This is a genomic window from Microbacterium sp. I2 (assembly GCF_051364985.1).
Lineage (GTDB): Bacteria > Actinomycetota > Actinomycetes > Actinomycetales > Microbacteriaceae > Microbacterium.
On record NZ_JBLWIH010000018.1, the window covers coordinates 1 to 25,557 of the forward strand.

The 25,557-nt window shown below is 71.0% G+C and carries 24 protein-coding genes and 1 riboswitch; of the genes, 9 read left to right on the forward strand and 15 right to left on the reverse strand.

The annotated features are described in order from the left end of the window. Both ACLKM7_RS13195 and ACLKM7_RS13200 read right to left on the reverse strand, forming a co-directional pair. On the reverse strand, nucleotides 1–1,435 hold a 1,435-nt coding region (locus tag ACLKM7_RS13195), incomplete at its 3' end, for a L,D-transpeptidase family protein (protein WP_436447619.1). A gap of 91 nt (nucleotides 1,436–1,526) precedes the next feature. Continuing rightward, nucleotides 1,527–2,027 (reverse strand): hypothetical protein, encoded by a 501-nt coding sequence (locus tag ACLKM7_RS13200; RefSeq protein WP_436447620.1) that lies wholly within the window; start codon nucleotides 2,025–2,027, stop codon nucleotides 1,527–1,529. Nucleotides 2,028–2,170: 143 nt separating this feature from the next. On the opposite strand from ACLKM7_RS13200, the gene ACLKM7_RS13205 reads away from it, so the two are divergent. The 7 genes from ACLKM7_RS13205 (at nucleotide 2,171) to ACLKM7_RS13235 (ending at nucleotide 9,290) form a co-directional block, all read left to right on the forward strand. Further along, nucleotides 2,171–3,325: an ROK family transcriptional regulator gene (locus ACLKM7_RS13205; RefSeq protein WP_436447621.1), complete on the forward strand. Its 1,155-nt coding sequence runs from the start codon at nucleotides 2,171–2,173 to the stop codon at nucleotides 3,323–3,325. 95 nt (nucleotides 3,326–3,420) lie between these two features. Then, complete coding sequence (locus tag ACLKM7_RS13210) at nucleotides 3,421–4,665, forward strand: extracellular solute-binding protein (protein WP_436447622.1); 1,245 nt, start codon at nucleotides 3,421–3,423, stop codon at nucleotides 4,663–4,665. A 140-nt stretch (nucleotides 4,666–4,805) separates the two neighbouring features. Continuing rightward, nucleotides 4,806–5,801: a carbohydrate ABC transporter permease gene (locus tag ACLKM7_RS13215; RefSeq protein WP_436447623.1), complete on the forward strand. Its 996-nt coding sequence runs from the start codon at nucleotides 4,806–4,808 to the stop codon at nucleotides 5,799–5,801. After that, nucleotides 5,798–6,706, forward strand: a complete 909-nt coding sequence (locus tag ACLKM7_RS13220) for a carbohydrate ABC transporter permease (protein WP_436447624.1) — start codon at nucleotides 5,798–5,800, stop codon at nucleotides 6,704–6,706. Before ACLKM7_RS13215 ends, ACLKM7_RS13220 begins: the two co-directional genes overlap by 4 nt. A gap of 41 nt (nucleotides 6,707–6,747) precedes the next feature. Further along, nucleotides 6,748–7,695: an ROK family protein gene (locus ACLKM7_RS13225; protein WP_436447625.1), complete on the forward strand. Its 948-nt coding sequence runs from the start codon at nucleotides 6,748–6,750 to the stop codon at nucleotides 7,693–7,695. Then, nucleotides 7,688–8,467 (forward strand): glucosamine-6-phosphate deaminase, encoded by a 780-nt coding sequence (locus ACLKM7_RS13230; protein WP_436447626.1) that lies wholly within the window; start codon nucleotides 7,688–7,690, stop codon nucleotides 8,465–8,467. Before ACLKM7_RS13225 ends, ACLKM7_RS13230 begins: the two co-directional genes overlap by 8 nt. A 121-nt stretch (nucleotides 8,468–8,588) precedes the next feature. Further along, the gene (locus tag ACLKM7_RS13235; RefSeq protein WP_436447627.1) at nucleotides 8,589–9,290 is read left to right on the forward strand and encodes a hypothetical protein; all 702 of its coding nucleotides are present in this window, start codon (nucleotides 8,589–8,591) and stop codon (nucleotides 9,288–9,290) included. A gap of 135 nt (nucleotides 9,291–9,425) precedes the next feature. On the opposite strand, the gene ACLKM7_RS13240 is transcribed toward ACLKM7_RS13235, so the two are convergent. The 5 genes from ACLKM7_RS13240 to ACLKM7_RS13260 form a co-directional block, all read right to left on the reverse strand. Next, entirely contained in the window at nucleotides 9,426–10,847 is a 1,422-nt protein-coding gene (locus ACLKM7_RS13240; RefSeq protein WP_436447716.1) for an FAD-binding oxidoreductase, read from the reverse strand. 11 nt (nucleotides 10,848–10,858) lie between these two features. After that, nucleotides 10,859–11,251: a YrdB family protein gene (locus tag ACLKM7_RS13245; protein WP_436447628.1), complete on the reverse strand. Its 393-nt coding sequence runs from the start codon at nucleotides 11,249–11,251 to the stop codon at nucleotides 10,859–10,861. A 62-nt stretch (nucleotides 11,252–11,313) separates the two neighbouring features. Continuing rightward, a complete protein-coding gene (locus ACLKM7_RS13250) occupies nucleotides 11,314–13,197 on the reverse strand; it encodes a sigma-70 family RNA polymerase sigma factor (protein WP_436447629.1) in 1,884 nt (627 codons plus the stop codon). Between the two features lie 345 nt (nucleotides 13,198–13,542). Beyond that, complete coding sequence (nagA, locus tag ACLKM7_RS13255) at nucleotides 13,543–14,688, reverse strand: N-acetylglucosamine-6-phosphate deacetylase (protein WP_436447630.1); 1,146 nt, start codon at nucleotides 14,686–14,688, stop codon at nucleotides 13,543–13,545. Continuing rightward, nucleotides 14,685–16,223, reverse strand: a complete 1,539-nt coding sequence (locus tag ACLKM7_RS13260; protein WP_436447631.1) for a beta-N-acetylhexosaminidase — start codon at nucleotides 16,221–16,223, stop codon at nucleotides 14,685–14,687. The genes nagA and ACLKM7_RS13260 overlap by 4 nt, the downstream gene beginning before the upstream one ends. Nucleotides 16,224–16,391: 168 nt before the next feature. After that, a riboswitch (ZMP/ZTP riboswitch) is annotated at nucleotides 16,392–16,476 on the forward strand. Nucleotides 16,477–16,525: 49 nt separating this feature from the next. Between ACLKM7_RS13260 and glyA the strand changes: the two genes are divergently transcribed. Both glyA and ACLKM7_RS13270 read left to right on the forward strand, forming a co-directional pair. Next, the gene (glyA, locus tag ACLKM7_RS13265; protein WP_436447632.1) at nucleotides 16,526–17,800 is read left to right on the forward strand and encodes a serine hydroxymethyltransferase; all 1,275 of its coding nucleotides are present in this window, start codon (nucleotides 16,526–16,528) and stop codon (nucleotides 17,798–17,800) included. Between the two features lie 86 nt (nucleotides 17,801–17,886). Continuing rightward, nucleotides 17,887–18,768 carry a bifunctional methylenetetrahydrofolate dehydrogenase/methenyltetrahydrofolate cyclohydrolase gene (locus tag ACLKM7_RS13270; RefSeq protein WP_436447633.1) on the forward strand — a complete coding sequence of 294 codons (882 nt, stop codon included), beginning with the start codon at nucleotides 17,887–17,889 and terminating at the stop codon, nucleotides 18,766–18,768. Between the two features lie 15 nt (nucleotides 18,769–18,783). On the opposite strand, the gene ACLKM7_RS13275 is transcribed toward ACLKM7_RS13270, so the two are convergent. From ACLKM7_RS13275 to ACLKM7_RS13310, 8 genes are all read right to left on the reverse strand, one after another. After that, nucleotides 18,784–19,521, reverse strand: a complete 738-nt coding sequence (locus tag ACLKM7_RS13275; RefSeq protein WP_436447634.1) for an amino acid ABC transporter ATP-binding protein — start codon at nucleotides 19,519–19,521, stop codon at nucleotides 18,784–18,786. Then, nucleotides 19,518–20,453 carry an amino acid ABC transporter permease gene (locus ACLKM7_RS13280; protein ID WP_436447635.1) on the reverse strand — a complete coding sequence of 312 codons (936 nt, stop codon included), beginning with the start codon at nucleotides 20,451–20,453 and terminating at the stop codon, nucleotides 19,518–19,520. The genes ACLKM7_RS13275 and ACLKM7_RS13280 overlap by 4 nt, the downstream gene beginning before the upstream one ends. Before the next feature lie 25 nt (nucleotides 20,454–20,478). Then, complete coding sequence (locus ACLKM7_RS13285; protein ID WP_436447636.1) at nucleotides 20,479–21,327, reverse strand: ABC transporter substrate-binding protein; 849 nt, start codon at nucleotides 21,325–21,327, stop codon at nucleotides 20,479–20,481. Between the two features lie 144 nt (nucleotides 21,328–21,471). Continuing rightward, nucleotides 21,472–22,533 carry an RNA polymerase sigma factor gene (locus tag ACLKM7_RS13290; RefSeq protein ID WP_436447637.1) on the reverse strand — a complete coding sequence of 354 codons (1,062 nt, stop codon included), beginning with the start codon at nucleotides 22,531–22,533 and terminating at the stop codon, nucleotides 21,472–21,474. Between the two features lie 122 nt (nucleotides 22,534–22,655). Beyond that, nucleotides 22,656–23,036: a YciI family protein gene (locus ACLKM7_RS13295; protein WP_168912514.1), complete on the reverse strand. Its 381-nt coding sequence runs from the start codon at nucleotides 23,034–23,036 to the stop codon at nucleotides 22,656–22,658. 73 nt (nucleotides 23,037–23,109) lie between these two features. Then, entirely contained in the window at nucleotides 23,110–23,673 is a 564-nt protein-coding gene (locus ACLKM7_RS13300) for a hypothetical protein (protein WP_436447638.1), read from the reverse strand. A 178-nt stretch (nucleotides 23,674–23,851) separates the two neighbouring features. Continuing rightward, complete coding sequence (locus tag ACLKM7_RS13305) at nucleotides 23,852–24,655, reverse strand: HpcH/HpaI aldolase family protein (protein WP_436447639.1); 804 nt, start codon at nucleotides 24,653–24,655, stop codon at nucleotides 23,852–23,854. Continuing rightward, nucleotides 24,640–25,425: a 2-oxo-hepta-3-ene-1,7-dioate hydratase gene (locus tag ACLKM7_RS13310; protein ID WP_436447640.1), complete on the reverse strand. Its 786-nt coding sequence runs from the start codon at nucleotides 25,423–25,425 to the stop codon at nucleotides 24,640–24,642. Before ACLKM7_RS13310 ends, ACLKM7_RS13305 begins: the two co-directional genes overlap by 16 nt. Nucleotides 25,426–25,557: the final 132 nt, after the last annotated feature.

Genomic DNA, 25,557 nt, shown 5'->3' on the forward strand with positions numbered 1-25,557 from the left:
CGCAGCCGTGGCTCTGGGGGTACCCGAGCGACGAGCGCAGGCTGTTGGCACCGTGGAAGCCGATGTCGGGCGCGAACCAGGTGACCCACGGGACGTCGCGGACGCAGTACGGCGCGCCTTCGAAGCAGCCCATGCTCTGCTGGCGGGAGTACCCGTTCACCGTGAAGTTGCCCGTGGGCGTCGGGGTGTCCGAGAGGCCTGACGAGATCACGTACGAGCCGATGAGGCTCTCGTTCTCGAAGAGATACGCGCGCTGGTCGCCGAGGTCCACCTCGATGCGGCGGGCGAGCGAGACGGTCGCGACGGGCACCTCGTTGACGGGCAGGTCGAACGAGGCGTCTCCGCTGCTCAGCTGCGTCGCGAAGTCGTCCGCGACGCTCTGCGTGTCGCCGAGTTCGCGGCCGCTCTGACCGGCGGCCTCGGTGCGCAGCACCCGGCCGGCGCTGTTCGTGATCACGAGCGCGTTCTCGGGCGCCCGGTTGACGGCCGCGGCGAGTCCGTCGACCACAGGCTGGATCGCCGCAGCGTCGGCGGTGATCTCGAAGGCGCCATCCGCAGGTGCGGGCGTGATCGTGAGCCAGGATGCCGCGACGGCGCGATCGACCGGCACCGTGCGCTCTTCGCCGATGTAGAAACCGACCGTGTCGAGCATGCTGTTCAGCTGGCCGGCCGTCGCTTCGGCGGCGGGCGTGGGGATCGCGGCTTCGATGTCGGCCGGCACGACGTCGAATTCGACGCTCATGCCGCCGGCGTCGAAGGCGTTCTGCACGGCCTGCTGCACCGCGGCGACGTCGATCCCGGTGCCGAGGACGGCGGGGGTCACGACATACGTGGCGCTGGCGGGGTCGAAGGCCAGCGTCGCGTCGACGGGATCGGTGTAGAGGTCGGGCACGGCGGCGCGCAGCGCTTCGGTCGCCGCTTGGGTGTCGAGCGTGACCTCGGCCTCGATGGGTGCGGCGAACCAGGCGGTGGGGTTCCACATCGGGTGCTCGGCGAAGGCGGCGTCGGCCATCGCCCGCGCGTCGACCGAGGCGCCCAAGTCGGCACCGGTGACCTCGGCCTCGACGCCGTCGCCGGCGAGGACGATGGTCGTCTCGGCCAGGCGCTGCTCGATGGCGTCGGCCGCGGCGCCCGGGGTGAGCCATCCGACCGGAACCCCGGCGACGGTGGTTCCAGGAGCGATCAGGATGAGCGACGCGGCCACGAGTGCGGCGGCCGCCGCGGCGCCGGCCCCGATCCCGATCCACATCGCGGTGCGATGCTTCTTCGGCTGCGGCTCGGGCGGTGCCCATGCGTACGTCGGCGAGGCGGGTCCGTCGCCCGTGGGGGTGTCTTCGGTGACGGCGCGATCGTCGGTCGCCGGGACGGCGACACCGTCGGCGGCGTCGCCGTCCGACGCCTCGTCGGCGTTCGGCTTGGTGGCCAGATCCGTCACGTCTTCACCCCCCGGCATGAACAACGTCAGTCCCTATCGTAAGGGACGCAGCCTGCGCGTGGATTACGGCTAGGTCACACCTTTTCCCAGGTCAGGGGGCGCAGACCGCCTGGAATTCCTCGATCGTCTGCTGGAAGCTCGTCCCGAGCTCCTCGACTTCGGCGATCCGTGCCACATCGCCCTGCGCGATCGCGCCCATCACATCGGCGACCTGCTCGAACATCCCCTGGAGCGAGGGCAGCAAGGCGGCGACCTCGTCGTTCGTGATGTCGGCGGACGCCTCGGCGATGGGCTGGCCCGCCGCCTGCATGGCGTCGATCACGGCCGTCGGGTCCTCGCTCGAGATGTTCGCGAATTCATCCGTTGCCTGGGTGATGGTGTCCTCGACGAGCGCACACGCATCCGCCGTCGACTGCCCGCTGTCGCCGGGCTCGTCCTCGACGGTCGGCGCGCTGCTGCGAGACGGTGACGCGCTGTCCGGGACGGACGGGATGCCGTTGCACGCGGTCAGTGCGAACAGCGCCGCGCCCGCCAGTGCGAGAGCGGCCAGGCGGCGGCCGGCGGCGCCGCGGCGCGGCGGAGTGGTGCTCATGGCTCCACTGTAAGCGACCCCGCGCGCGTGGCAGCGGACGCGCCTGCGGCGGTCTCGCGAGCTCGTAACGGTTCGGTAAAGACCGCGCCGAAGGCCGGGGAAGGGGCTTGCGGATTGTTTGTTCGTAAGGTCTACTAACAAACATGGTCACCAACGCCGGCATGCGCAGCGCCTTCGCTCCCGGACGCACGCTCCGCCAGGGTGCGAAGGTTCTGCCCGAGCACGCGCGCGGTCACAATCGCTCGCTTCTGCTCCAGACGCTGTTCCATCAGGGCGCGATGAGCCGCGCCGACCTCTCACGCGAGACCGGACTGACCCGCGTCACGATCTCGGACCTGATCGCCGAACTGATCGCGGACGGCTTCGTCGCCGAGATGGGCGTGCGCGAAGCCTCCGGTCCCGGCAAGCCGGCGATCCTGGTCGACCTCGACCGCGCCGGGCATCGCATTGTCGGGCTGGACCTGTCGGGCAGCGACACCTTGATCGGCGCAGTGCTCACGCTCGACGGCGACATCGTCGCGCGGCGCGAGGTGCCCGTCCCGGAGGCCACGGATCTCGTCGCGACGGTCGTCGAGCTCGCGCGTGAACTCGTCGCCGACTCCCACGCCCCGGTCCTCGGCATCGGCGTCGGCACGCCGGGCATCGTCGACGATCACGGCGTGATCGTGACAGCCCCGAACTTCGGATGGGCCGGGTTCGACCTCGAAGGCGCGCTCCGACAGGCGCTCGGTCTGCCCGTTCTCGTCGCGAACGACGCGAACGCCGCAGTCCTGGCCGAGTACACCTTCGGCGGCTCGGCCGAGGACGTGCTGCTGGTCAAGGTCGGCCGCGGTGTGGGCTCCGGGCTGCTGGCATCCGGCCAGCCGATGCGTGGCAGCCGATTCGCCGCGGGCGAGATCGGCCACGTGACCGTCGGCACGGACGGTGGACCGCCTTGCGCGTGCGGGAAGGTGGGATGCCTCGAGGCCTGGCTGTCGGTGCCCTCGCTGACGAAGCGCTTGGCCGCGGCATCCGACGACGCCGCCCGTGAGGGCGTGCTGCGCGACGCGGGGGAGCGGCTGGGAATCGCGCTGGCTCCCGTCGCCGGCGCCCTCGACGTCTCGGAGATCGTGCTCTCCGGTCCCCCCGAACTGCTCGGTGGCCCACTCGCGGAGAAGGCCATCGAGACTCTGCGTGCCCGCACTCTCGCGCCCTCGGCCGATGACGCCCTGCGGCTGCGCATGACCGAGCAGGGCCAGGACATCGTCCTGCGCGGTGCCGCGGTCATGGTCCTGTCGGGTCAGCTCGGAGTGTCGTAGCACTGCGCGGCGCTCCTCCTGCGGGGCTTCGGCCCCACCCCCCGGATGGGTCACCCGACCCACCCGAACACCAAGAGAACACGAAGGAAGACACCATGAAGAAGACGCTCGGAGCTGTGGCGCTCCTCGGCGCCTCAGCGCTCTTGCTCGCGGGCTGCGCAGGCAGCGGCGACAACGGATCCTCGGGCGAGACGGAGGGCGCCGAGATCCGCGTGTGGCTCAACGGCACCGATACGCCGCAGGAGGCCCGTGACTACCTCAAGGAGACGTTCGAGGAGGAGAACCCCGGCGCGACGCTCACCATCGAGGAGCAGAGCTGGGAGGGACTGGTCGACCGTCTGACCACCAGCCTGTCGAGCTCCGACAGTCCTGACGTGGTCGAGTTCGGCAACACCCAGGCGCCCGCGTTCACCTCCGTCGGCGCGCTTCTCGACCTCAGCGACATGTACGAAGACCTCGGTGGCGACGACCTGCTGCCGGGATTCGTCGAGGCCGGCTCGTACGACGGTGCGTTCTACGCTCCGCCGCTCTACGCCGGCGCTCGCGTCGTGTTCGCCGACCCGGCCTTCGTCACCGAGGCGCCGGCCACGCTCGACGACTACATCGCCAAGGCGAAGGAGCTCGCTGCCGCCAACCCCGGCAAGTCGGGCATCTACTTCGCCGGCCAGGACTGGTACAATGCCCTCCCCTTCATCTGGGAGAACGGCGGCGAGATCGCCGTGCAGGATGGCGAGGAGTGGGACGCGCAGCTGAGCTCGGACGAGTCGGTCGCCGGCCTCCTGCAGGTGCAGGACCTGATGACGACGGCCTCGGTCGCACCCAAGGACGGCGACAACGCCGAGCCGTGGACGCCGTACTGCGAGGGCTCGTCGATCCAGTTCTCGGCCCCGAACTGGGCGCTGGGCCTGGCCAGCGAGTGCGAGACCGACAACCCGCCGGCCGCACCGTTCGTCTATGCCCTGCCGGGCATGGACGGCGACGCCGCAGAGGTGTTCGCGGGTGGATCGAACATCGGCGTGTCGGCGAAGTCGGCCAACCCCGACCTGGCCAAGAGCGCCCTGGAGATCATCCTGAGCGATGAGTTCCAGACGATCTACGGCGAGAACGGTCTGATCCCGGCCAAGAAGTCGCTGTCGTCCACGCTGGGTGACACTCCCGAGGCCCTGGCGTTCGCCGAGGCCGCAGGCAACGCCAAGCTCACCCCGGCATCGCCGAACTGGGCCGAGGTCGAGGCCGCTCGTATCCTCGAGGACTTCTTCGTCAAGATCGCGCAGGGCGGCGACGTCGCCGCGCTCGCGGCGGACGTCGACGTCCAGATCGAGGAGATCCTCAACGGCTGAGGCTCCGTGCCGACACCGAGAACGGGCGCAGACCGCAACGCTCTGCGCGAGTTCACCCGGGCCGGCGGCACCCGCCGCCGGCCCGGGTCATGCCCGGCCCCGCCATGCCGGGACATCATCACCGAACTACAGGAGCCACCATGTCCACCGCGTCCCGTCAGCTGCCTCCGGCGGTGAGCGCCGTCGAAGGCGAGCGGCTGATCGCCCCGCCCGAGCCGCGACGTACCGGCCGGCGACGCGCCGCGCGCGACGGAGGCTTCACGCCTTACGCGCTGCTGACTCCCGCCCTGATCGTGCTCGCGGCGATCACGGGATGGCCGCTCGTGCAGCTGCTCATCATGTCGTTCCAGGAGTTCGGTCGTGCCCAGATCTTCGGGGCGCCTCCGGAGTTCGTCGGGCTGGACAACTACGCAGAGGTGCTCACCGATGCGGCTTTCTGGGAGGTCCTCGCGCGGTCGCTCGTGTTCACCGCCGTGTGCGTGCTCGGGACCATGGTGCTCGGGATCCTCATCGCCCTCCTCATCAAGCGGCTCGGGACCGTGCTTCGGACCCTCGTGTCGGTGGGGCTCCTCCTCGCATGGGCCATGCCGCCGCTGGCGGCCACGATCGTCTGGGGATGGATCTTCGATACGCAGTACGGCGTCCTCAACTACGTGCTGGTCCACTGGTTCGGCCAGACGCAGTTCGAAGGCCACGCCTGGCTCATCGAGCCGCTGAGCTTCTTCTTCGTCGCGACGATCATCATCGTGTGGGGTGCCGTGCCGTTCGTCGCGTTCACCGTCTACGCGGGTCTCACTCAGGTGCCCGACGAAGTCCTCGAGGCCGCGCAGCTCGACGGCGCCGGCGCCGTGAAGCGCTTCACGCTCGTGATCGTGCCGTACATCCGGTCGATCCTCATCATCGTGACGATCCTGCAGGTGATCTGGGATCTGCGGGTGTTCACGCAGATCTATGCGCTTCAGTCGATCGGCGGCCTCGCCGAGCAGACCAACACCCTCGGCGTGTACATCTACCGCGTCTCGCTCGGGTCGGGTGACTTCGGCACCGGTGGTGCGATCTCGGTGATCGTCGTCCTCCTGCTGTCGGGGCTCTCCATCTTCTATGTGCGTCGCAACATCAAGGAGGAGGCACTGTGATCACCGCCACCCCCACGGCCGGACGCCGCGAGACCGCCGGCGCGCCTCGCCGACGCCGGCTCGGGGCCAAGCGCCGGATCGGATCGGTTCTGGCCGGCATCGCAGCGATCGTCGTGTTCGCGGCATCGGTCTTCCCGGTGTACTGGATGGTGAACACCTCGTTCCAGCCGAACGGCCAGGTGCGCGGCAGCGAGCTGCACTTCTGGCCCGACAACGGCACCGTCGACAATTACGTCAACGTCATCTTCCACTCGGCGCGCGCGCCGTTCCTCCCTGCGCTCGGCAACTCGCTCATGGTGACGCTGCTCACGGTGGTCGTCTCGCTCGTCTTCGCGTTCTTCGCGGCACTGGCGGTGACGCGGTTCCGCTTCCGCAGCCGCGCGGCGTTCGTCGTGACGATCCTCATCGTCCAGATGGTGCCCGCCGAGGCCCTGATCATCTCGATCTTCCGGGTGATCGATGGGTGGCAGCTCCTCAACACGGTTCTGGGCCTTTCGGCCGTGTACATCGCCACGGTGCTGCCCTTCACGATCTGGACGCTGCGCGGGTTCGTCAACGGGGTACCGGTGGAGCTCGAGGAGGCGGCGATGATCGACGGGCTCAGCCGTGCGGGGGCCTTCTGGCGCATCACCTTTCCGCTCCTTGCTCCCGGTCTGGTCGCGACCGGCATCTTCGGGTTCATCCAGGCGTGGAACGAGTTCATGTACGCGCTGGTGCTCAACCCTCGTCCCGAGGCCATGACCCTGCCGGTGTGGCTGAGGACGTTCCTCGACCCCAACGGAGGCATCAACTGGGCCGAGCTGATGGCCGGCTCGACGCTCGTCGCGATCCCGGTCGTGATCTTCTTCCTCATCGTGCAGACGCGCATGACGAGCGGTCTCGTGGCCGGGGCGGTCAAGGGCTGATGCGCGCGGAAGACGCCGCCCTCCGCCCGGGGGGACGGCCGATGAGGATCGGGCTGGATGTCGGAGGCACCAAGACCGACGCGGTGGCGCTTGACGCAGCGGGAACGATCATCGGCCGCGTCCGCCTGCCCACGGGATGGGGTCCGGATGCCGTCACCCAGACGATCCTCGACGCCGTCGGCGCGGTCGCCGCCGACGCCGGTGCAGGTGCCGGAGACGTGCGCTCGGTCGGCATCGGCATTCCCGGACAGATCCGGCCCGGCTCCGGCCGCGTCGTGCACGCCGTGAATCTCGGGGTCGAGCGACTCGACCTCGCCGCGGCTCTCACGCCGCGCGTGGGCGTGCCGGTGCGGCTCGAGAACGACGTCAAGGCTGCGGCGCTCGGCGCGTACGCCCTGCAGGCCGCGGCAGGACCGGCACCCGACTCGATGGCGTACCTCAACATCGGCACCGGCATCGCGGCCGGCATCGTCTCTCGCGGGACGCTGTGGCGCGGGGCCCGCGGCACGGCGGGTGAGGTGGGGCACATCTCGGTCGACCCGAACGGGCCGCTGTGCCGCTGCGGTCAGCGGGGATGCATCGAGGCCTTCGCGGGCGGCGGCGCGATCGCCGAACGCTGGGCACGGCGCGGTGCGCTGCCGGTGCGCGACGTGTTCGACGCCGCCGATGCGGGCGACGCGTCTGCCCGGCAGCTGCGCGCGGGTCTCGCGCGCGGCGTCGCTGCCGCGATCCGGGTACTGGTCCTGGTGGCAGACGTCGATATCGTGGTGCTCGGAGGGGGCGTGACGGCGTTGGGAGGACGACTGATGACGGATGTCGCAGCCGAACTGACCGCCAGCGCCGAGGCATCCACTTTCATGCGCTCGCTGCGGCTGGGCGAGCGAGTGGAGTTCCTGCCACCAGGCTCGCCGGCGGCTGCGCTGGGTGCCGCGCTGGTGGGTGCGGGCGAAACCGAACACGACGCCGAGGAGGCGCTGGCACATGGCTGAGATCGTCATCGTCCGCGACAAGGCGGAGGCCGGCGCGCTGGTCGCCGACGAGATCGCCGGACTCATCCGAGCCAACCCCGAGACGGTGCTCGGCCTGGCCACCGGGTCCACGCCGCTGCCCGTGTACGAGGCGCTGCGCCCGCGCCTGCAGGGGGTCGACGTGTCCCGCGTGCGCGGGTTCGCGCTCGACGAGTACGTCGGCATCGATCCGGCCCACCCCGAGAGCTACCGCTCGGTCATCACCCGCGAGGTCGTGGAGCCGCTGGGACTCGACCCGTCGCGGATCCGCACGCCCGACGGGTCGCCCGCAGGCATCGAGCGCCACGGCGACGAGTACGAGGCCGCGATCGTCGAGGCCGGCGGCATAGACCTGCAGATCCTCGGCATCGGCACAGACGGGCACATCGGCTTCAACGAGCCGGGGTCGTCGTTCGCGTCGATCACGCGCGTGAAGACGCTCACCGAGCAGACCCGCCGCGACAACGCGCGCTTCTTCGACTCGATCGACGACGTGCCGATGCATTGCATCACGCAGGGGCTCGGCACGATCCTGCGCGCGCGACACCTCGTGCTGCTCGCCTTCGGCGAGGGCAAGGCCGCCGCGGTCGCCGGAGCGGTCGAAGGACCGATCACCGCGTCGCTGCCGGGCTCGGCGATCCAGCTGCACCCGCACGCCACGGTCGTCGTCGACGAAGCGGCCGGGTCGCGTCTCGCGAGGGCCGGCTACTACCGTTACGCCTACGCCAACAAGCCCGACTGGCAGGGTCTGTAAGCCGGACTCGGCCCGCACGCTGCCGGAATCGGCATCCGCTGCAGAAGCGTTCGGCAGCGGATGCCGATTCCGACCGCGTGAGGCGTGGTGCTGTCACGCGACCCGTCGTTAGGCTGGCGCCATGACCGGCCCGATATCCGCGCCGCAGGGCGCTGAAGCCCGACGCGGAGCCTCGGGGAACGCGAGCGTGCGCTTCGCTAAGGACGCCCGGCTCGCGTGGATCCTCGGCGGCTCGCTGCTGATCGCGGTCGGTCTGCTGCCGATGGCGCTGCAGGCCGCGTCGGTGCTCGTCCCGGGCCTCGACCTCTTCGGCGACGCCCTCTGGGCGGCGGCTCTCACGGTGTTCGCCTTCGGTGTGCGCGGGGCGGGCAGCGTCGTCGCCCGGCGTCCGCTCGGCGTGACCGCTCTCCTCGTCGCCGGGTTCCTGCCGCTGGCCGGCACGCTGGCCTGGCGGTTCGTGCCCGTCGGCTCCGTCACGCCCGGCACGGCGATTCCGATCACTCAGATCCAGCTCGTCCTGATGCTGGCCGCCCTGCTCACGGCGACGGTCCAGATCGGCCGTGCTCCGGTCGTGCCGCCGAGGCTGCGGTGGCTTCCGCTCATCGCCGTCATCGTCGTCGCGGTCGCCTTCGCGGGCGCCCAGATCATCGCGATGCAGGTCCCGACGCTGGGGCAGCAGGTGCTCTCGCTGTTCGTCGCGGTGACCACTCTCGTACCCGCTCTCGCGCTCTTCGCGGTCGGCATCGCCGCGATCGTGGCGGGCGCTCAGCAGCCGCCGCGCGCCGACGCCGCGACGGTGCAGGTCTACCCGCCGGCCTCGTAGCGAGGCATCCGTCGCCGTCTCGTCCCCCCGCGGTGCGCGGACCGGGGGCGCCGCCGTGCGGCGCGAATCCTCCCCGCAGTCCCGCGCGAACCGGATCGAGTCGGATGGCTGCGGGTGAGGGGGTACCCGGGCCCGTCAGGGCGTGAAGACCTTGCCCGGGTTGAGGATGCCCTGTGGGTCGAAGACCCGCGTGATCTGCCGCTGCAGCTCCCACTGATCGTCGCCGAGCTCGTCGGCGAGCCAGCGGCGTTTGAGCACGCCCACGCCGTGCTCGCCGGTGAGGGTGCCGCCGAGCCGGAGCGCGGCCCGGAACAGGTCGTCGGCGGCGGCCCACACGTACGGCGGCGCCTCGATCACGCCGAACTCGTCGGGCTCGCCGTCGAAGATGAAGTTGGGGTGCAGGTTGCCGTCGCCGGCGTGGGCCACGGTCGGGATCGTGATCCCATGTTCGCGCTCGACGCGGGCGATCTCGTCGAACATCGCGGGCAGGGCGCTGCGAGGCACTGAGACGTCCTCGATCAGGGCGGTGCCCAGCGACTCCATCGCCGGGTGCATCGAGCGCCGGATCGTGAGCAGCCGCTCGCCCTCCGCGCGGTCGTGCGACATCGCGACGGTGCCGCCGGTCGCCCGCAGCACGGCCGCGATCGCGTCCGCCTCGGCGGCGGCCGCTGGTCCGTCGGTCTGGATGGTCAGCTGGGCGGCGCCCGGTGTCGGCGGCTCGAGCGAGAGCAGGGCATGGACCGCCGCCAGGGAGGCGGCATCCATCAGCTCCATGATCGCGGGCTGTACCCCCGACGCGGTGACGGCGGCGGATGCCTCGGCCGCGCGCCGCACGTCGGGGAAGGTCGCCGCGACCGTGCACACGCCGCCGGGCACGAGGCGTCGCAGCTTGAGCGTCGCGCCGACGATGACCCCGAGCGTGCCCTCCGACCCGATGACGAGCGACGTCAGGTCGAGGCCCGTGACACCCTTGACGGTGCGATGTCCGAGGCGCATCAGGCGGCCGTCGGCGAGAACGAGGTCCACGCCGAGCACGGCGTCGCGCACGACTCCGTACTTGGCGCACAGCAGACCGCCGGCGCCCGTCGCGATGTTGCCGCCGACCGTCGAGATCGCGCGGCTCGCCGGATCGGGAGCCCACCACAGTCCGTACTCGGCGAGCGCGGCGTTGAGGTCGGCGTTGAGGATGCCCGGCTCGACGACCGCCAGCAGGTCGTCGGCGTGCACCTCGAGGATGCGGTCCATCTCACGCAGCGAGAGGGCGATCTCGCCGTGGCCCGCGTTGGCGCCGCCGGCGAGACCCGTGGCCGCCCCACGGGTCACGACCGGCGTGGAGGTCGCAGTCGCGATGCGCAGCGTCTGCTGCACGTCTTCGACCGAGCGCGCACGAATCACCGCCAAGGGGAGACCGGATGCCGCGTGCCCGGACTTGTCGGCCCGTGCCGCGGCGAGCGAAGCCGGGGAGGTGTCGACGCGATCGCCCAGGGCGTCGCGCAGGAGCCCGACCACGTCGGAGCCAGGGGTGGCGAGGGCGGATGCCTCGATCGGCGCTGTCATCGAGGGTTCGGTCATGCGAGACGACGCCGTCCGGCGATGACGCCGACCGTCACGGCGACCACGCCGAATGCCAGTCCGATCCAGGCGTTGCCCATCATCCACCACGCGACCGTGGCGGACGCGTACACGAGGAGCTCGACGAGCGCGCGGACGAACGGGTGGACCGCGACGACGGCGCGGGGCGACACGAACAGGGCCCACGCGAGGATCGCGGCCACGGGCGCGGCGATGCCGGCGACGATGTTCCACGGGAAGGGCCACATCGTGAAGCCCCACAGCGCGAGGGTGGCGAAGGCGAAGATCTCGCAGAGGAACGCGACGATGTCGACCGCCGTCAGGGGTGTCCGCGTTCCCGGCGCCGTTCCGGCGGGTGTGGCGGGTGTGACAGGGGGCGTGTCGGACATGTTCCCAGTTTAGGACGCCGCTTCGTCGCGGATCATCGGCCAGGGAGTCGGTGCCCGTGCGATCAGGGCGCGGGAGTGCCGGCGATCGGATCGGTCTCGGTGGGCGCTGCGGCGGGGGCTTCCGGGGAGGCGTTGCTCGGAGGTTTCGCCGGCGCCACCCTGGTCGGGGCGGATGCGGCTCCCGCGGGGGCTCGGGACGTGCCCTGGTTTGCGGGCACCTGCGCCATCGGTGCTGCCGCTGTGGAGGGGGAGTCGCCGAGTCCTTGGGGCACGTCGCCGGTTCCCGGTCCCGTGTTGCCGCCGTTGCCGCCGCGAGTGCCGTGAGGCGGGGTGCCGTTGCCCGTCGTTCCGCCGTTGCCGTTGCCGTTGCCGTTGCCGTTGCCGTTGCCGAGGCTCGGCGTGCCGTTGCCGGTCGTTCCGCCGTTGCCGTTGCCGAGGCTCGGCGTGCCGTTGCCCGTCGTTCCGCCGTTGCCGTTGCCGTTGCCGAAGCTCGGCGTGCCGTTGCCCGTCGTCCCGCCGGTGCTGTTGCTCGGCGTGCCGTTGCCGGTACCGGGTCCTGTGCCCGGGTTCGCCGGAGTGCCCGTGTCGGGGTTCGCGGGCGTTCCGGCGCCCGGTGCCGGATTGCCGTCGGCGGACGTGCCGGGTTCTGCGCCCCCGGCCGCGCCGTCCGTCCCAGAATCGTCGTCGGGCGCTTCGGGCAGGACAGGGATGTCGGCGGGATCCGGCCCGGACCGATCGGCGATCTGCGTCGTGTCCGTGGACTCTCCGGTCCCCTCCGCACCGCCGACCGACTCGTCTCCGGCCGGCACGGTGTCGGAGATGGTCGTCTTGTCGGGGGTGTCCGCGGGGGACACGAGCGCAGGCAGCCCGACAGCCGCCGCCACGACACCGCTTACGACCACGAGCCCCGCTGCGGCAATGCCCGTCGTCGCGCCGATGCTCGCCAGCGCGGAGGCCGACGCGGCCCCGGCGGCGACAGCGGTGGTGCCGGCAGCGCTTCCCGCGACGCCGGCGCCCGTCACGGCGGCCGATCCGACGGATGCGGCGGAAGCTCCGGCCACGCCCGACGTCGCTCCAGCGGGCGCGACGACCGCGCCGGACATCACACTCGAGGGCATCGCGGCCAGCGCCAGGATCGGCGCTCCGCCGCCCTGCACCGTGGCGAGGTAGCCGGCCGTTCCGGTGGCGCCCAACGCGAGCGGCAGCAGGATCAGCGCCAGCCGGCCAGAGACCTCCTCGGCCTCGCTCGCCACGACCCCGCAACGCACGCACGACTCCAGATGCCGCTCGACCTTGCCGCGATCGCGCCGGCCGAGGTTGCGGCGGGCGTACGCTCCCAGGCGCTCGATCGTCCACTGGCAGTCGGATCCGTCCGCGACGGCGCGCAGGTGCGCTTGCACCCACGCTTCGCGCAGGCCCTCTCTGGCGCGGAACGTCAGCTGCGCGACCGCAGTCGGCTTGAGCCCGAGCAGCGGCGCGATCTCGGCGGGCTTCATCTGCTCGATCTCGGAGTACCAGAGCACCTCCTGCCACCGGATCGGGAGGCTGCGGAAGGCCTGATGGGTGAGGCTGCGGTCCAGCGCGGCGTCGCTGTCGTCGCGTACTGCCGCGTCTTCGACGTGGTCGAGTTCGTCGTAGGCGGTCTCGCGCCGCGCGCGTCCCCACGCGGCGGCGGTGTTGCGGATGCTGGTGAAGAGGTAGGCGCGGAACGAGCCGGTCGGCCCGCCGCCGGCCACGATGGACTGGTAGATGCGCGTGTAAGCCTCTTGCACGAGGTCGTCGGCATCCAGGCTCGAAGTCAGGTTGCGCGCGACGGTGACGCCCGCGCGGTAATGGCGGCGCCACAGCTCACCGAACGCACCGGCATCGCCCGATCGCGTGCGCAGGACGAGGTCGGCGTCGCCGAGCGCGACCGTCTCGCGCTGTCGCACTTCTTCGTGGTCCATGTGTTCCCCAGTGGTGCGACGACGTCGGCAGGTGCTCCCCGGCGCTCCCCGGCGCGGAGTCCGACGGGCGCCGCGTGTGGGTCCATTGTCGCCGCTGCCACGCAGTTTGACCAGGCCGGGCCGCCGCTGCCAGCCTGATGCCAGAGGAAACTCTGCGAAGTCGCGTAATAGATTCGCCCTGGCCCCGTCTCTTTCGTCAGAGTGGTGCGCCCGATCTCGTGCGTGGGGCATGAAGATGCGCGCCGCCGCGGCCCAGCCGCGGACCCGGCGGGGCTCGGAGGTAACTCGGGGGAGGGACCTCCGGCCCCGCCTACATCTTGTCGGCCGTCTGCTCGGCCTGAAGCGTCACGCCGATGCGACCGCGACGCCGTCGACCCAGACCGTCTCCACTGTCAGCTCCCGCGTCAACAGCACCGCGTCGGCGGTCGCTCCGATGCCGAGGCGTCCGAGATCGGCACGCCCGATCGCTCGCGCCGGCACCGATGCGGCTGCCGCGAAGGCGAGCGCCCGCGGCACACCGGCGCTGACGACGCGGCGGACCGCCTCATCCTGGGTGAGCGTCGAGCCTGCGATCGCCCCGCCGTCCTGCAACCGGGCCACGCCGTCGACCACGTTGACGGCCAGGCCACCGAGCTCGTAGTGCCCGTCGTGCGCACCGGCAGCCGCCATCGCGTCGGTCACCAGGGCGACGCGGTCCGGCGCGGCCGCGAACACCGTGGCGATGAGATCCGGATCGACGTGAACCCCGTCGGCGATGATCTCGAGCGTGACGCGCTCATCACGAAGGGCCACGACCACAGGTCCCGGTGCACGGTGATGGATGCCGCGCATCGCGTTGAAGGCGTGGGTCAGCAGCGTCGCGCCGGCGTCGAAGGCGCGACGGGTGGTGGCAGCGTCGGCGTCGGTGTGTCCCACCGCCACGGCCACTCCCGCCGCCGTGAGGCGGCTGATGGCGTCGTCGGCGCCGGGCAGCTCGGGAGCCAGGGTGACCTGCCGGATGGTGCCGCGGCCGGCTTCGAGAAGGCGATCGACGGATGCCGGGTCCGGCGCGCGCAGCAGTGCTTCGGAGTGCGCACCCTTGTGCCCAGGGTCGAGGAACGGTCCCTCCAGGTGAGAACCGAGGATCGTGGCATCCGCCTCGCACAGGTCGGCGACCATGGCCGCGTGCGCCACGAGGTCGTCTATCGAGGCGGTGACCCGCGAGATGACGGCACGCGTCGTGCCGTGGGCGCGGTGCAGCCCACGGGCAGTGCGGATCGCCTCGATACCGTCCTCGAAGCTGACGCCGCCCCCGCCGTGCACGTGGATGTCGATGAAGCCGGGGACGAGGCATCCGTTCCCGCCGTCGACGATCTCGTCCGCCGGCGGCCGCTGTTCACCGGAGCCGACAGCGGAGACCCGCCCGCCGTCGAAGAGGACCCACGCGCCGACGTCGTCGGGGTCGGCTTCGGCCGATCCGAACACGTGCACCGAGTGGACGAGAGTGCTCATTCGGTGGCCCAGGGGATCTCGTCGGACGCGTGGAATCCGATGCCAAGGCTCGACCACAGCGGGCCGAGCGCGCCGACGCGCTCGCGGAACGACGCCCACGTGCGCAGGTGGCTCGCTCCGGTCGCCGGAGACCAGGCCGCTTCGGCCGCGGCGGCGATGCGCGGAAACGCCATGACGTCGATGTCGTCGAGGTCGCGGATGGTCTCGGTCCACAGCGGCGCCTCGACGCCCAGGATGTCGGCGTCGTCGATGCCCGCGATGACATCCGACGGCTCCCACGAGTATGCCCGCTCGACGCTGGTCGGTCCGTTGGCCCATTCGAGTCCCAGCGACGGGCCGGCCACGTCGGAGCTCGAAGGCGGGTACTTCATGTCGAGGTAGATCGCGTCGGCGGGGGAGAGGATCAGCTGCGATCCGTTCGCGACGAACGCGCGGGCACGGTCGTCCATGCCGTCCGTCGGCACCATGTAGCCCCAGTACTGGCCGATCGTGGTGTCGGCGATGTTCTCGGCCGCACCCACCTCGTGCCAGGCGACCGGGACCTTGCCGAGGTCGGCGATGATGTCGCTCGCCCGCGCCACGAAGGTCGCGAAGTCCTCCGCCGATGTGCCCAGCGCCTCGTCGCCGCCGAGGTGAAGGTAGGGGCCGGGCGTCATCGCCGCGAGCTCGCCGAACACGTCGGCGACGAAGTCGTACGTCGCCTCGTCGTGGATCTTCAGCGACGAGAAGCCCACCGCGATGCCTCCGTACGGGGTGCCCGCCACCGGCAGCCCGCCGCCGTACACGCGCGCCGTCTCGCGGATGTCGTCGCTCAGCACCGGCGCCTCCGCGAGTTCCGGATACGCCAGCCCCACCGCGTGCGTGTGACCGGGCATGTCGATCTCGGGGACCACGATCAGGTGACGGGATGCCGCGTACTCCACGATCTCGCGGTAGTCGGCCTTGGAGTAGAAGCCGCCACCGGTGTCGCCGCCCACGGCGGTGCTGCTGGCCCGCGCGGTGAGCTCGGGACGCGAGTCGAGGTGGATGCGCCACCCCTGGTCGTCGCTGAGGTGCAGATGCAGTGCGTTGAACTTCAGCGAGGCGGCCCGGTCTATGTACGCCTTGACCGTCGAGAGGGAGTGGAAGTGCCGCGCGACGTCGAGCATCACGCCGCGGTAGGCGAAGCGCGGCGCGTCCTCGATCGTGATGCCGGGAACGACCCAGCGGTCGCCGTCGCGTGTGAGGAGCTGGCCGAGCGTCTGCACGCCGTAGAAGAGCCCGGCCGCATCCGCGCCGGTGACGACGACACCGCTCTCGGCGACGGTCAGGCGATACGACTCCGGGGCGCCGCCGGCCGCGACCCGCAGGTCGATCAGCCCGCCGCCGGAACCGTTCGCGTCGCCCAGGCCGAGACCCGTGCGCGCCCGGACCACCGCGGCGAGGGAGGCCGCGGCATCCGGATCCCCTTCGACCGCGGTCGAGGCGTCGAGGGCGAACGCGGCCCCGGTCGCCTCGATCGAGGCGGGGGCGGGAACGACGGGGGGCACACGCACAGTGTCTCCATTCTGCGCCGCCGGCGCGCAGCCGGCCAGCGCCGCCGCGAGGAACGCGGCGAACAGGGCCGTCCGTCGGCGCCGGTTCATTCCCCGGCGACGGTTCGTCGGAAGCGTTGCATGTAAAGCGTCCTAACAAAAGGCGTGAGCTCAGCCTATCGGTTATGCTCGGGGGGTCGCGACTGGCGTTGAGGTGGGCCACCATCGGGGAGCGACTGACTACGGCATTCGACCGCACGCCTGGGCCGATGTGATTCCCGGCACCCCGTGCCGCACCAGAAAGCCGTGAGTCAGGAGATCCCATGACCGATCAGTTCTTCAACGCCCCCCTCGCCGAGGTCGATCCCGAGATCGCTCAAGTGCTCGAGCGCGAGCTGGAGCGCCAGCGCGGCTACCTCGAGATGATCGCCTCCGAGAACTTCGTGCCGGTCTCGGTGCTCGAGTCGCAGGGCTCGGTACTGACGAACAAGTACGCCGAGGGCTATCCCGGACGCCGCTACTACGGCGGCTGCGAAGAGGTCGACGTCGCGGAGGAGCTGGCGATCGAGCGCGCGAAGGCCCTCTTCGGCGCCGGGTTCGCCAACGTCCAGCCGCACTCCGGAGCGACCGCCAACGCGGCGGTGCTGCACGCGATCGCCCGGCCCGGCGACACGCTGCTCGGGCTCTCGCTCGACCAGGGCGGCCACCTCACGCACGGCATGAAGATCAACTTCTCGGGCCGTCTCTACAACATCGTCGCGTACGGCGTCGACCCCGAGAGCTCGACCGTCGACATGGACGAGGTGGCGAGGCTCGCCCGTGAGCACAAGCCCAAGGTCATCATCGCGGGCTGGTCGGCGTACCCGCGTCAGCTCGACTTCGCCCGCTTCCGCGAGATCGCCGACGAGGTCGGCGCCTACCTGTGGGTCGACATGGCGCACTTCGCCGGACTCGTCGCCGCGGGCCTGCACCCCAACCCGGTGCCGCACGCGCACGTCGTCTCGTCGACGGTGCACAAGACGATCGGCGGCCCCCGCTCGGGGTTCATCCTCACCAACGACGCGGAGCTCGCCAAGAAGATCAACACCGCGGTGTTCCCCGGCCAGCAGGGCGGACCCCTCATGCACGTGATCGCCGCGAAGGCGACCGCGTTCAAGCTCGCCGCGACCCCGGAGTTCGCCGAGCGGCAGGAACGGGTGCTGCGCGGCGCGCGCATCCTCGCCGATCGGCTGTCGCAGCAGGATGTGACGGATGCCGGCATCTCGGTCCGCTCGGGAGGCACCGACGTGCACCTCGTGCTCGTCGACCTGCGGGGCGCCCAGATCGACGGCAAGCAGGCCGAGGATCTGCTGCACGAGATCCACATCACCGTCAACCGCAACGCCGTGCCGAACGACCCGCGGCCGCCGATGGTCACCTCGGGTCTGCGGATCGGCACGCCTGCCCTCGCGACCCGCGGGTTCGGCGACGCCGAGTTCACCGAGGTCGCCGACGTCATCGCGCTCGCCCTGCTGCCGGGCGCCGACGTCGCCGGGCTGCGCTTGCGTGTCGCCGCGTTGACCGCCGCCTTCCCGCTCTACCCCGGCCTGCACTACTGAATGGAAGCGTGCTTGCCTCGGGCAAGTACCTATGGCCATAGTTATATGAGCCGCGGGTTCTCCGCGCGACCGCGAAGGAGCACGACATGACAGCACGCGTCCTCGATGGGCGGGCCGCCGCCGACGCGATCAAGAAGGAGCTCGCCGAACGGGTCGCCGCACTGCGCGAACGCGGCGTGGTGCCGGGCATCGCCACGGTGCTCGTCGGGGCCGACCCGGCATCCCAGCTCTACGTCGGAATGAAGCACAAGCAGTCCGAGTCGATCGGCATGAACTCGATCCAGCGCGAACTGCCCGCCGACGCCACGCAGGAGCAGGTCGAAGCCCTCATCGACGAGCTCAACGCCGACCCGGCCTGCCATGGCTACATCGTGCAGCTGCCGCTGCCGAAGCACCTCGACACCGACGCCATCCTCGAGCGCATCGATCCGTCGAAGGACGCCGACGGCCTTCACCCGACGAACCTCGGCCGCCTCGTGCTCAACGTGAACACCCCGATCACCTCGCCGCTGCCCTGCACCCCGCGCGGCGTGATCGAGCTGCTCGTGCGCAACGGGTACGACCTGGCCGGCAAGCATGTCGTGATCGTCGGTCGCGGCGTCACCATCGGTCGCTCGATCGGCCTGCTGCTGACGCGCCGCGAGTACAACGCCACGGTCACGCTCACCCACACCGGCACGACCGATCTCGGGCATCACCTGCGACAGGCGGACGTGATCGTCGGGGCCGCGGGCGTCAAGCACATCGTCCGCGCCGAGGACGTGAAGCCGGGTGCCGCGGTGCTCGACGTCGGCGTCACGCGCGAGAGCGACCCCGAGACGGGCAAGTCGAAGGTCCACGGCGACGTGCACCCCGATGTCGCCGATGTCGCCGGCTGGCTCTCGCCCAACCCGGGCGGCGTCGGCCCGATGACGGTGGCCCTGCTCATGACCAACGTCGTCGAGGCCGCCGAGCGCACCCTCGCCTGAGAGCTGCCGCGACCCTCAGGTGGTGAATCGCGCGAGGAATGCCCGCGTGCGTTCCTCACGCGGCGCACCGAAGACCTCGGCGGGTGGACCCTCCTCGAGGATGCGGCCGGCGTCGAGGAACACGACGCGATCGGCGACGTCACGCGCGAACGCCATCTCGTGCGTGGCCATCACGATCGTCATGCCGTCATCGGCCAGATCGCGCACCAGGTCCAGCACTTCGCCCACGAGTTCGGGGTCCAGCGCAGAGGTGACTTCGTCCAGCAGCAGCAGCTCCGGCGAGGTGGCCACCGCACGTGCGATCGCCACCCGCTGCTGCTGACCGCCCGACAACCGGTCGGGATGCGCGTCGGCCTTGTCGGCGAGACCCACGCGCTCCAGAAGCGCGGTGGCCGCCGCATCCGCCTCCCTCCTGCCCAGGCGGTGCACGTGACGAAGTGCGAGGGTGATGTTGCGCTGCACGGACAGGTGCGGGAAGAGGTTGTACTGCTGGAACACCACGCCGATCCGCGACCGCACGGCATCGGCACCCACGCGAGGGTCGCTGATGTCCGTGTCGCCGAGCCAGATGCGGCCGTCGTCGATCGGCTCGAGCAGATTGACGGTGCGCAGGAGCGTGGATTTGCCCGAGCCGCTCGCGCCGATCAGGGCGACCACCTCACCGGGCGCGACCGACAGATGGATGCCGCGGAGCACGTCGTGATCGCCGAAGGACTTCCAGACGTCCTCGAGGCGCAGCACGGGGGCACTCATACGATGCCCCCGACCTGCTCGCGGGCGCGCACCCGCGCGGTGTACCAGTCGGTGAGCCGGATGGTGGGGATCGCGAGCAGCACGAACAGCAGCGCCGCCACGACGTAGGGCGTGAAGTTGAAGTACGCCGCGGTCTCGATCTGTGCCGCGCGCACGGCATCCACCGCGCCCAGGAGCGAGATGAGGCCGACGTCCTTCTGCATCGCGACGAAGTCGTTCATGAGGGCGGGCGTCACCTTGCGGAACGCCTGCGGCACGACGACCAGCCGCATCGACTGGCCATGCGAGAGTCCGAGGGACCGCGCGGCGTGGCGCTGGGACGGATGCACCGCCTCGATGCCGGCGCGGAACACCTCCGACACGTACGCCGAATACGTGAGCGTGATGGCGATCGTGCCCCAGAACTCCGTGGGCATGCGCACCGGGATCATCTGAAGCCCGGGGATGCCGAATCCCACGAGGTAGAGGACGATGATCAGCGGAATGCCGCGGAAGACGTCGGTGTACGCGGCTGCCACCGCCCGCAACGGCAGCCAGACGGCGCCACGCAGCGTCCGCAGCGTCGCCAGCAGCAGCCCGAACACCAGGACGAGCACCGCCGACATCGCGAGCACGCGCAGGTTCAGCAGGAACCCGTCCCACACACGAGGCATCGAGGCCAGCGCGATCTCGGGATCGAAGAACTGCTGCTGCACGCGCGCCCAGCCGGGCGTGTTGATGACGAGCAGCCACGCGAGCACGGCCAGCACGAGTGTCGACACGACGCTGATCGCGACGGATGCCGCGCCCTGTCGTTTGCGGAACGCACGGCGCTCGAGCTCGACGGAACTCACCTCGCGGGGCGCGCTGCCGACCTCGCGGGCCGGCGTGGCGGGGTCGGTCGCAGCCCCGCGTGCGCGGTCGGCCGCGGCGCTGCCGGGAGCGGGAGTCATCCGGCCAGGGTAGCGGCGCGCGTGCTCACTGCAGCAGCGGCGCCTGGCCCTCGCCGCCGAGCCACTCGGCCGCGAGCTCGTCGAGCGTGCCGTCCTCGCGCAGCGCGTCCACCGCGGCGGTCACCTCGTCTGTCAGCGGGGAGTCCTTGGCGAGCACGAATCCGAACTCGTCTCCGGTCTCGCCATCCGGGTTGGGCAGCTGGCCCACGAGCACGCCGTCGGTGAGCTCGACGCCCGAGATGTAGAACGCCGTCGGCAGATCGACGACGATCGCGTCGACCTGGCCGTTCTCGAGGGCGAGCTTGGCGTCGTCGTTCGTGTTGAACGCCTGCGCGCTCTGCGTGGGCTGGATGACGGACTCGATCGTGGTGTAGCTCGTCGTGCCGGTCTGCGCGCCGATGAGCAGGTCCTGAAGATCGGCGATCGACGTGGCGTCGGCGGCCGGAGACGATGCCGTCGTCACCACGACCTGCGTCGTCTCGTAGTACGGCGAGCTGAAATCGACCGACTCCTTGCGCTCATCGGTGATCGAGAACTGCTGCAGGTTGACGTCGAAGTCCTTCGGGCCGGGGGCGATGGCCTCTTCGAATCCGGTGCGCACCCAGACCACGTCCTCCGCCGCGAAGCCGAGCTGCTCGGCGACGGCGTAAGCCACCGCGGCTTCGAAGCCCTCACCCGACGCGGGGTCGTCATCGATGACCCAGGGGTAGTAGGCGGGCTCGCCGGTGGCGATGGTGATCTTCCCGGGCGTGACCCAGCCTTCGTCCGAGCCGGAGTCCGTGCCGGCGGGGGCGGCGGTCGACGCACAGCCGGCCAGCGCGAGCGCGGCGGCGCCGGCGACGGTGAGACGGAGCAGGCGAGTGCGACGCGACATGATGCCTCCAAGGTCGGGTGTGTGCGGGGCGCGTGCTGTCGCGGCCCGATGCACTCCATCTTGGCTACTGCGGGGCAGGACCGGCCGCGCAGGTCGGATTGTTACGGGGCGGGATGGGCGGATGCCGCCCCCGCCGTCGCAGGCTCAGACCACTCGGGCTTCGGCTGCGGCGAGGGCGGCGCGAGCGCCGTCGGTCGGGGCGATCGCTACGAGACCTCGGTACAGCTTCACGAGTGCGTCGACGTCGAGCTCGCCGGTGCGCGCGCGGTCGCAGTGCACGGCCTGGATCGCCGCCTCGAGCTGGAACCGGCCGAGCGGCCGACCCAGCGCGGAGGCCCGGCGCAGGAGTGCGGCGGCCTCGGCGATGAGGGCGCGGTCCCACAGCGCGGGATCCTGCTCGTCCAGCGGCGGCCATGGGCTCGTCGCGCGTGCCGGGACGCGGGACTGCGCGTAGGTGAGGAGGGCTGCCAGACCCCACGCCTCGGGTTCGTCCTCGAGCAGGCTGGCGGTCAGCACCGCGAGCCAGCGGGCCTCGTCGGCGATCGTCAGGCGCGGATCGCCGGCCTGCTCATGACGGGCATCGTCGAGCCAGTCGATCGCGTACGCACCGTAGATCGCCTCGAGCACGGCCTCGAGCCGCGCGGGCATGTCGGCCCGCGTCGGCACCCGGAACGGGATGCCGGTGTCGCGGATGCGGCGCTTGGCCCGCACCAGCCGCTGCGCCATCGTCGCCGGCTCCACCCCGAACGCCCGGGCGACGTCGGCCGCTTCGAAGCCGAGCACGGTCTGCAGCATGAGCGGCGTGCGGATGGCCGGATCGATCGCGGGGTGCGCGCAGGCGAAGAGCAGCTCGAGGCGCTTGTCGGGAATCGCGTCGCGTCTCTCGAGGACGTCCGACGCGTCGAGACGGTCGGGGTCGGCGAGTGTCGCCTCCAGTGACTCGTCGAGGGGCGTGCCGGTGCGGTGCGCCGCGGAGCGGAACATGTCGCGCAGGCGGTTGCGGGCCACGGTGAACAGCCACCCTTCGGGATTGGCGGGGATGCCGGCATCGGGCCATATCGTCAGCGCCCGCTCGAAAGCGTCGGCGAGGGCGTCTTCGGCGGTGGTGACGTCTCCGGTGGCGGCGGCGACCATGGCCAGGATGCGGCCGTACGACGCACGGGCGGCGAACGCGGCCGCCTCCCGTGCGTCGTCGGCTGGGCCCACGCGCCCGGAGGCTCCGCTCGACGCGCCTGGGCCCACGCGGCCGGAGGCTCCGCTCGACGCGTCAGCGGCGAGTGGAGGGGCCGTGGGGACGGCGACTGGAGGGGGCGTGGGGACGATGGGCATCAGCCCGCGAACGCCGTCCACGCGCCGTCGTGGAACCGGGTCATGGTCGGACGGATCTCGACGGTGCCCCAGCTCACCGAGGGCGCCTTGCCGGCCCAGCCGATGGCGGCGTCGAGGTCATCGACGTCGATCACGAAGGTGCCGCCGATCTGCTCCTTGGTGTCGGCGAAGGGCCCGTCCTGCACGCGCAGGGTGCCGCCCTGGGCGGTCACGGTGGTGGTGGCCGAGGAGGGCTGCAGCACCTCGGCCGATACGAGCACGCCCGCCGCGTCGAGCGCTGCGGCGTAGGCGTCGAACTCGCGCATGCCTTCGGCGAGCGCCTCGGGGCCGAGGTCGTCCGGGGTCATTTCGGGGTAGTGCAGCAGAAGGGTGTACCGCATGATGTGTCCTTTCGTCGGAACAGTGACACTGCGATGACGATCCAGCGCCCCGGCAATCGACAGCCGGCGAGAATCAGGACTTGCCGAGTTCGTCGAGCATGCGGCGCTGCTCCTCGGTGAGGCCGTCGTCCCGTTTGCTTCGGGCGGCGGATGACTCGGGCCGCGGTGCCGCGGGGGCGGTTGCGTCGGTGGCCACGGTCTTGGTGCCCGTCGCCCTGTCGTACAAGGCCCCTGCCTGCGACTCGACCCTGTCGTCGACGGCCCCGTAGATCGCCCAGCCGATGAGGAGGAAGACGGGCGGCAGCACGTAGCCCCAGAAGGCGCCGAAGATCCCGCCGCCGATCGAGACGCCGGTCAGCAGCACGGTGCCGATCCACACCAGGAACGCCACGGCGAAGGCGAGGAGCGCTTCGACCAGCTTCTCGCCGGCGCGGGTGCGGCGCCCGGCCGAGCGGGCCGCCATCGAGCGGAACCACTTCTCGACGAGCGGCTTGATCCAGATGACGATCGCGGTCAGCACGATGCCGGCCCACAATGCCGCCCAGCCGACGCGAGCCGGGGTGAGCCACCCGATCAGCAGCAGCACGACGACGTTGAACACGAGCAGTGAAACGAACCGCACGACCCACTTCTTCATGGATTCACTGTGCCACGACTCGTGCGCGGCCTGCGACTGCGCACAACTCAGCAAGAACCCTCGGCTCGCCGCGGGCGGACCGCGGAATTCCGCGGCCGACGACCCAAGCGGCCGCCATCCCTCCTGAATTGCGAACACCGCGCCGGCGCGAGCGGATGCCTCCGACCCGGGGCGGGGGTCAGTACGAGGCGCGCTCGGGGCCGGTGTCGGCCGGGACGAAGCGGGCGGCGAGCGCCTCGGAGCCGCGGGCGAGCAGCGCGGTGTCGGCGCCGACGAGGATGAACGACGCCCCCGCCTCGAGGTACGCGTCCGCCGCGGCCGGGTCGAACGCGTTGACGCCGACCGGCTTTCCCGTCGCGCGCACCGCCTCGAAGACGCGCAGGGCCGCCGCGATGACGTCAGGGTGCGTCTGCTGCCCGAGCAGACCCATCGAGGCGGCGAGGTCGCTCGGGCCCACGAAGACGCCGTCGACGCCGTCGACGGCGGCGATCTCGGCGGCCGCGTCGACGCCGGCGGCGGTCTCGATCTGCACGAACAGCGAAACGTGCTCGTCGGCGTCGGTCAGGTAGTCGTCGACGCGGTTCCACCGCGCCGAGCGCGCCAGAGCCGAGCCCACCCCACGCGTGCCACGCGGCGGATAGCGCACCGCCGCGACGGCGGCCTCGGCATCCGTCCTCGATGACACCATCGGCACGAGCAGGTTCTGGGCTCCGAGGTCGAGCACCTGCTTGATCGTCACGACATCGCCGATGGGCACGCGCACGACGGGCGTCACGGGGTACGCGGCGACAGCCTGCAGCTGGGACAGCACCGACTCGAGACCGTTGGGGGAGTGCTCCATGTCGATGAGCAGCCAGTCCAGGCCGGAACCGGCACAGATCTCGGCCACGAGCGGCGAACCGGAGCACACCCACATGCCCGTGAGGGGTCCGGATGCCTCGGCCAGTGCGGCACGGAAGGTCGGCGTCAGACGAAGCGGCATTCGATCACTCCCATGGGTCCGTAGTCGCACAGCACGCTATCGCCCCGCGCCACCCACATGGGGCGGGTGAACGATCCGGCGAGGATGATCTCGCCCGCCTCGAGGCGCGCACCGTGCTGGTGGAACTTGTCGGCGAGCCACGCGACGCCGGTCGCGGGGTGGCCGAGCACACCCGCCGCGACGCCGGTCTCTTCGATCTCGCCGTTGCGGGCCAGCACGCCGGGGACCCAGCGCAGGTCGATCTCGTCAGGACGCTTGTGCACCGTGCCGAGGATCATCGCGCCGTACGCGGCGTTGTCGGCGATCGTGTCGACGATCGTGCGCCCTTCGAGCTCGATGTGCGAGTTGAGCACCTCCAGAGCGGGCACGGCGTAGTCGATCGCGGCGAGGGCGTCGTCGAGGGTGCAGTCGGGGCCTTCGAGCGGCGCCTTCAGCACGAACGCGAGCTCGACCTCGATGCGCACGTTCGAGAAGCGGTCGACCGGGATCTCGGCGCCGGAGCGGTACACGGTGTCGTCGAACATCACGCCGTAGTCCGGCTCGGTGATGCCGGTGGCCTGCTGCATCGCCTTGGACGTCAGCCCGATCTTGCGCCCGACGAGGCGGCGGCCGTCCGCGATCATGCGGTCGCGCCACACGCCCTGGATCGCGTACGAGTCCTCGACCGTCGCGTCCGGGTGCCGTGCGGTGATGCGGGGGATCACGCCGTGCGTGCGGTCGGCCTCGGCCAGCTCCTCCGCGAGCTGCTGGATGACCTCGGGTGTCAGCATCCGTCCTCCTCAATGATCGCGCTCGTCCGTCTCTCAGCTTCGCCGTACGCAACTCCTGAAATCACGCGGTCGCACCCCGCCGGATCGGCCAGGAGGGCCATCCGCGCCCGCTTCTCAGGAGTCAGGCACGGG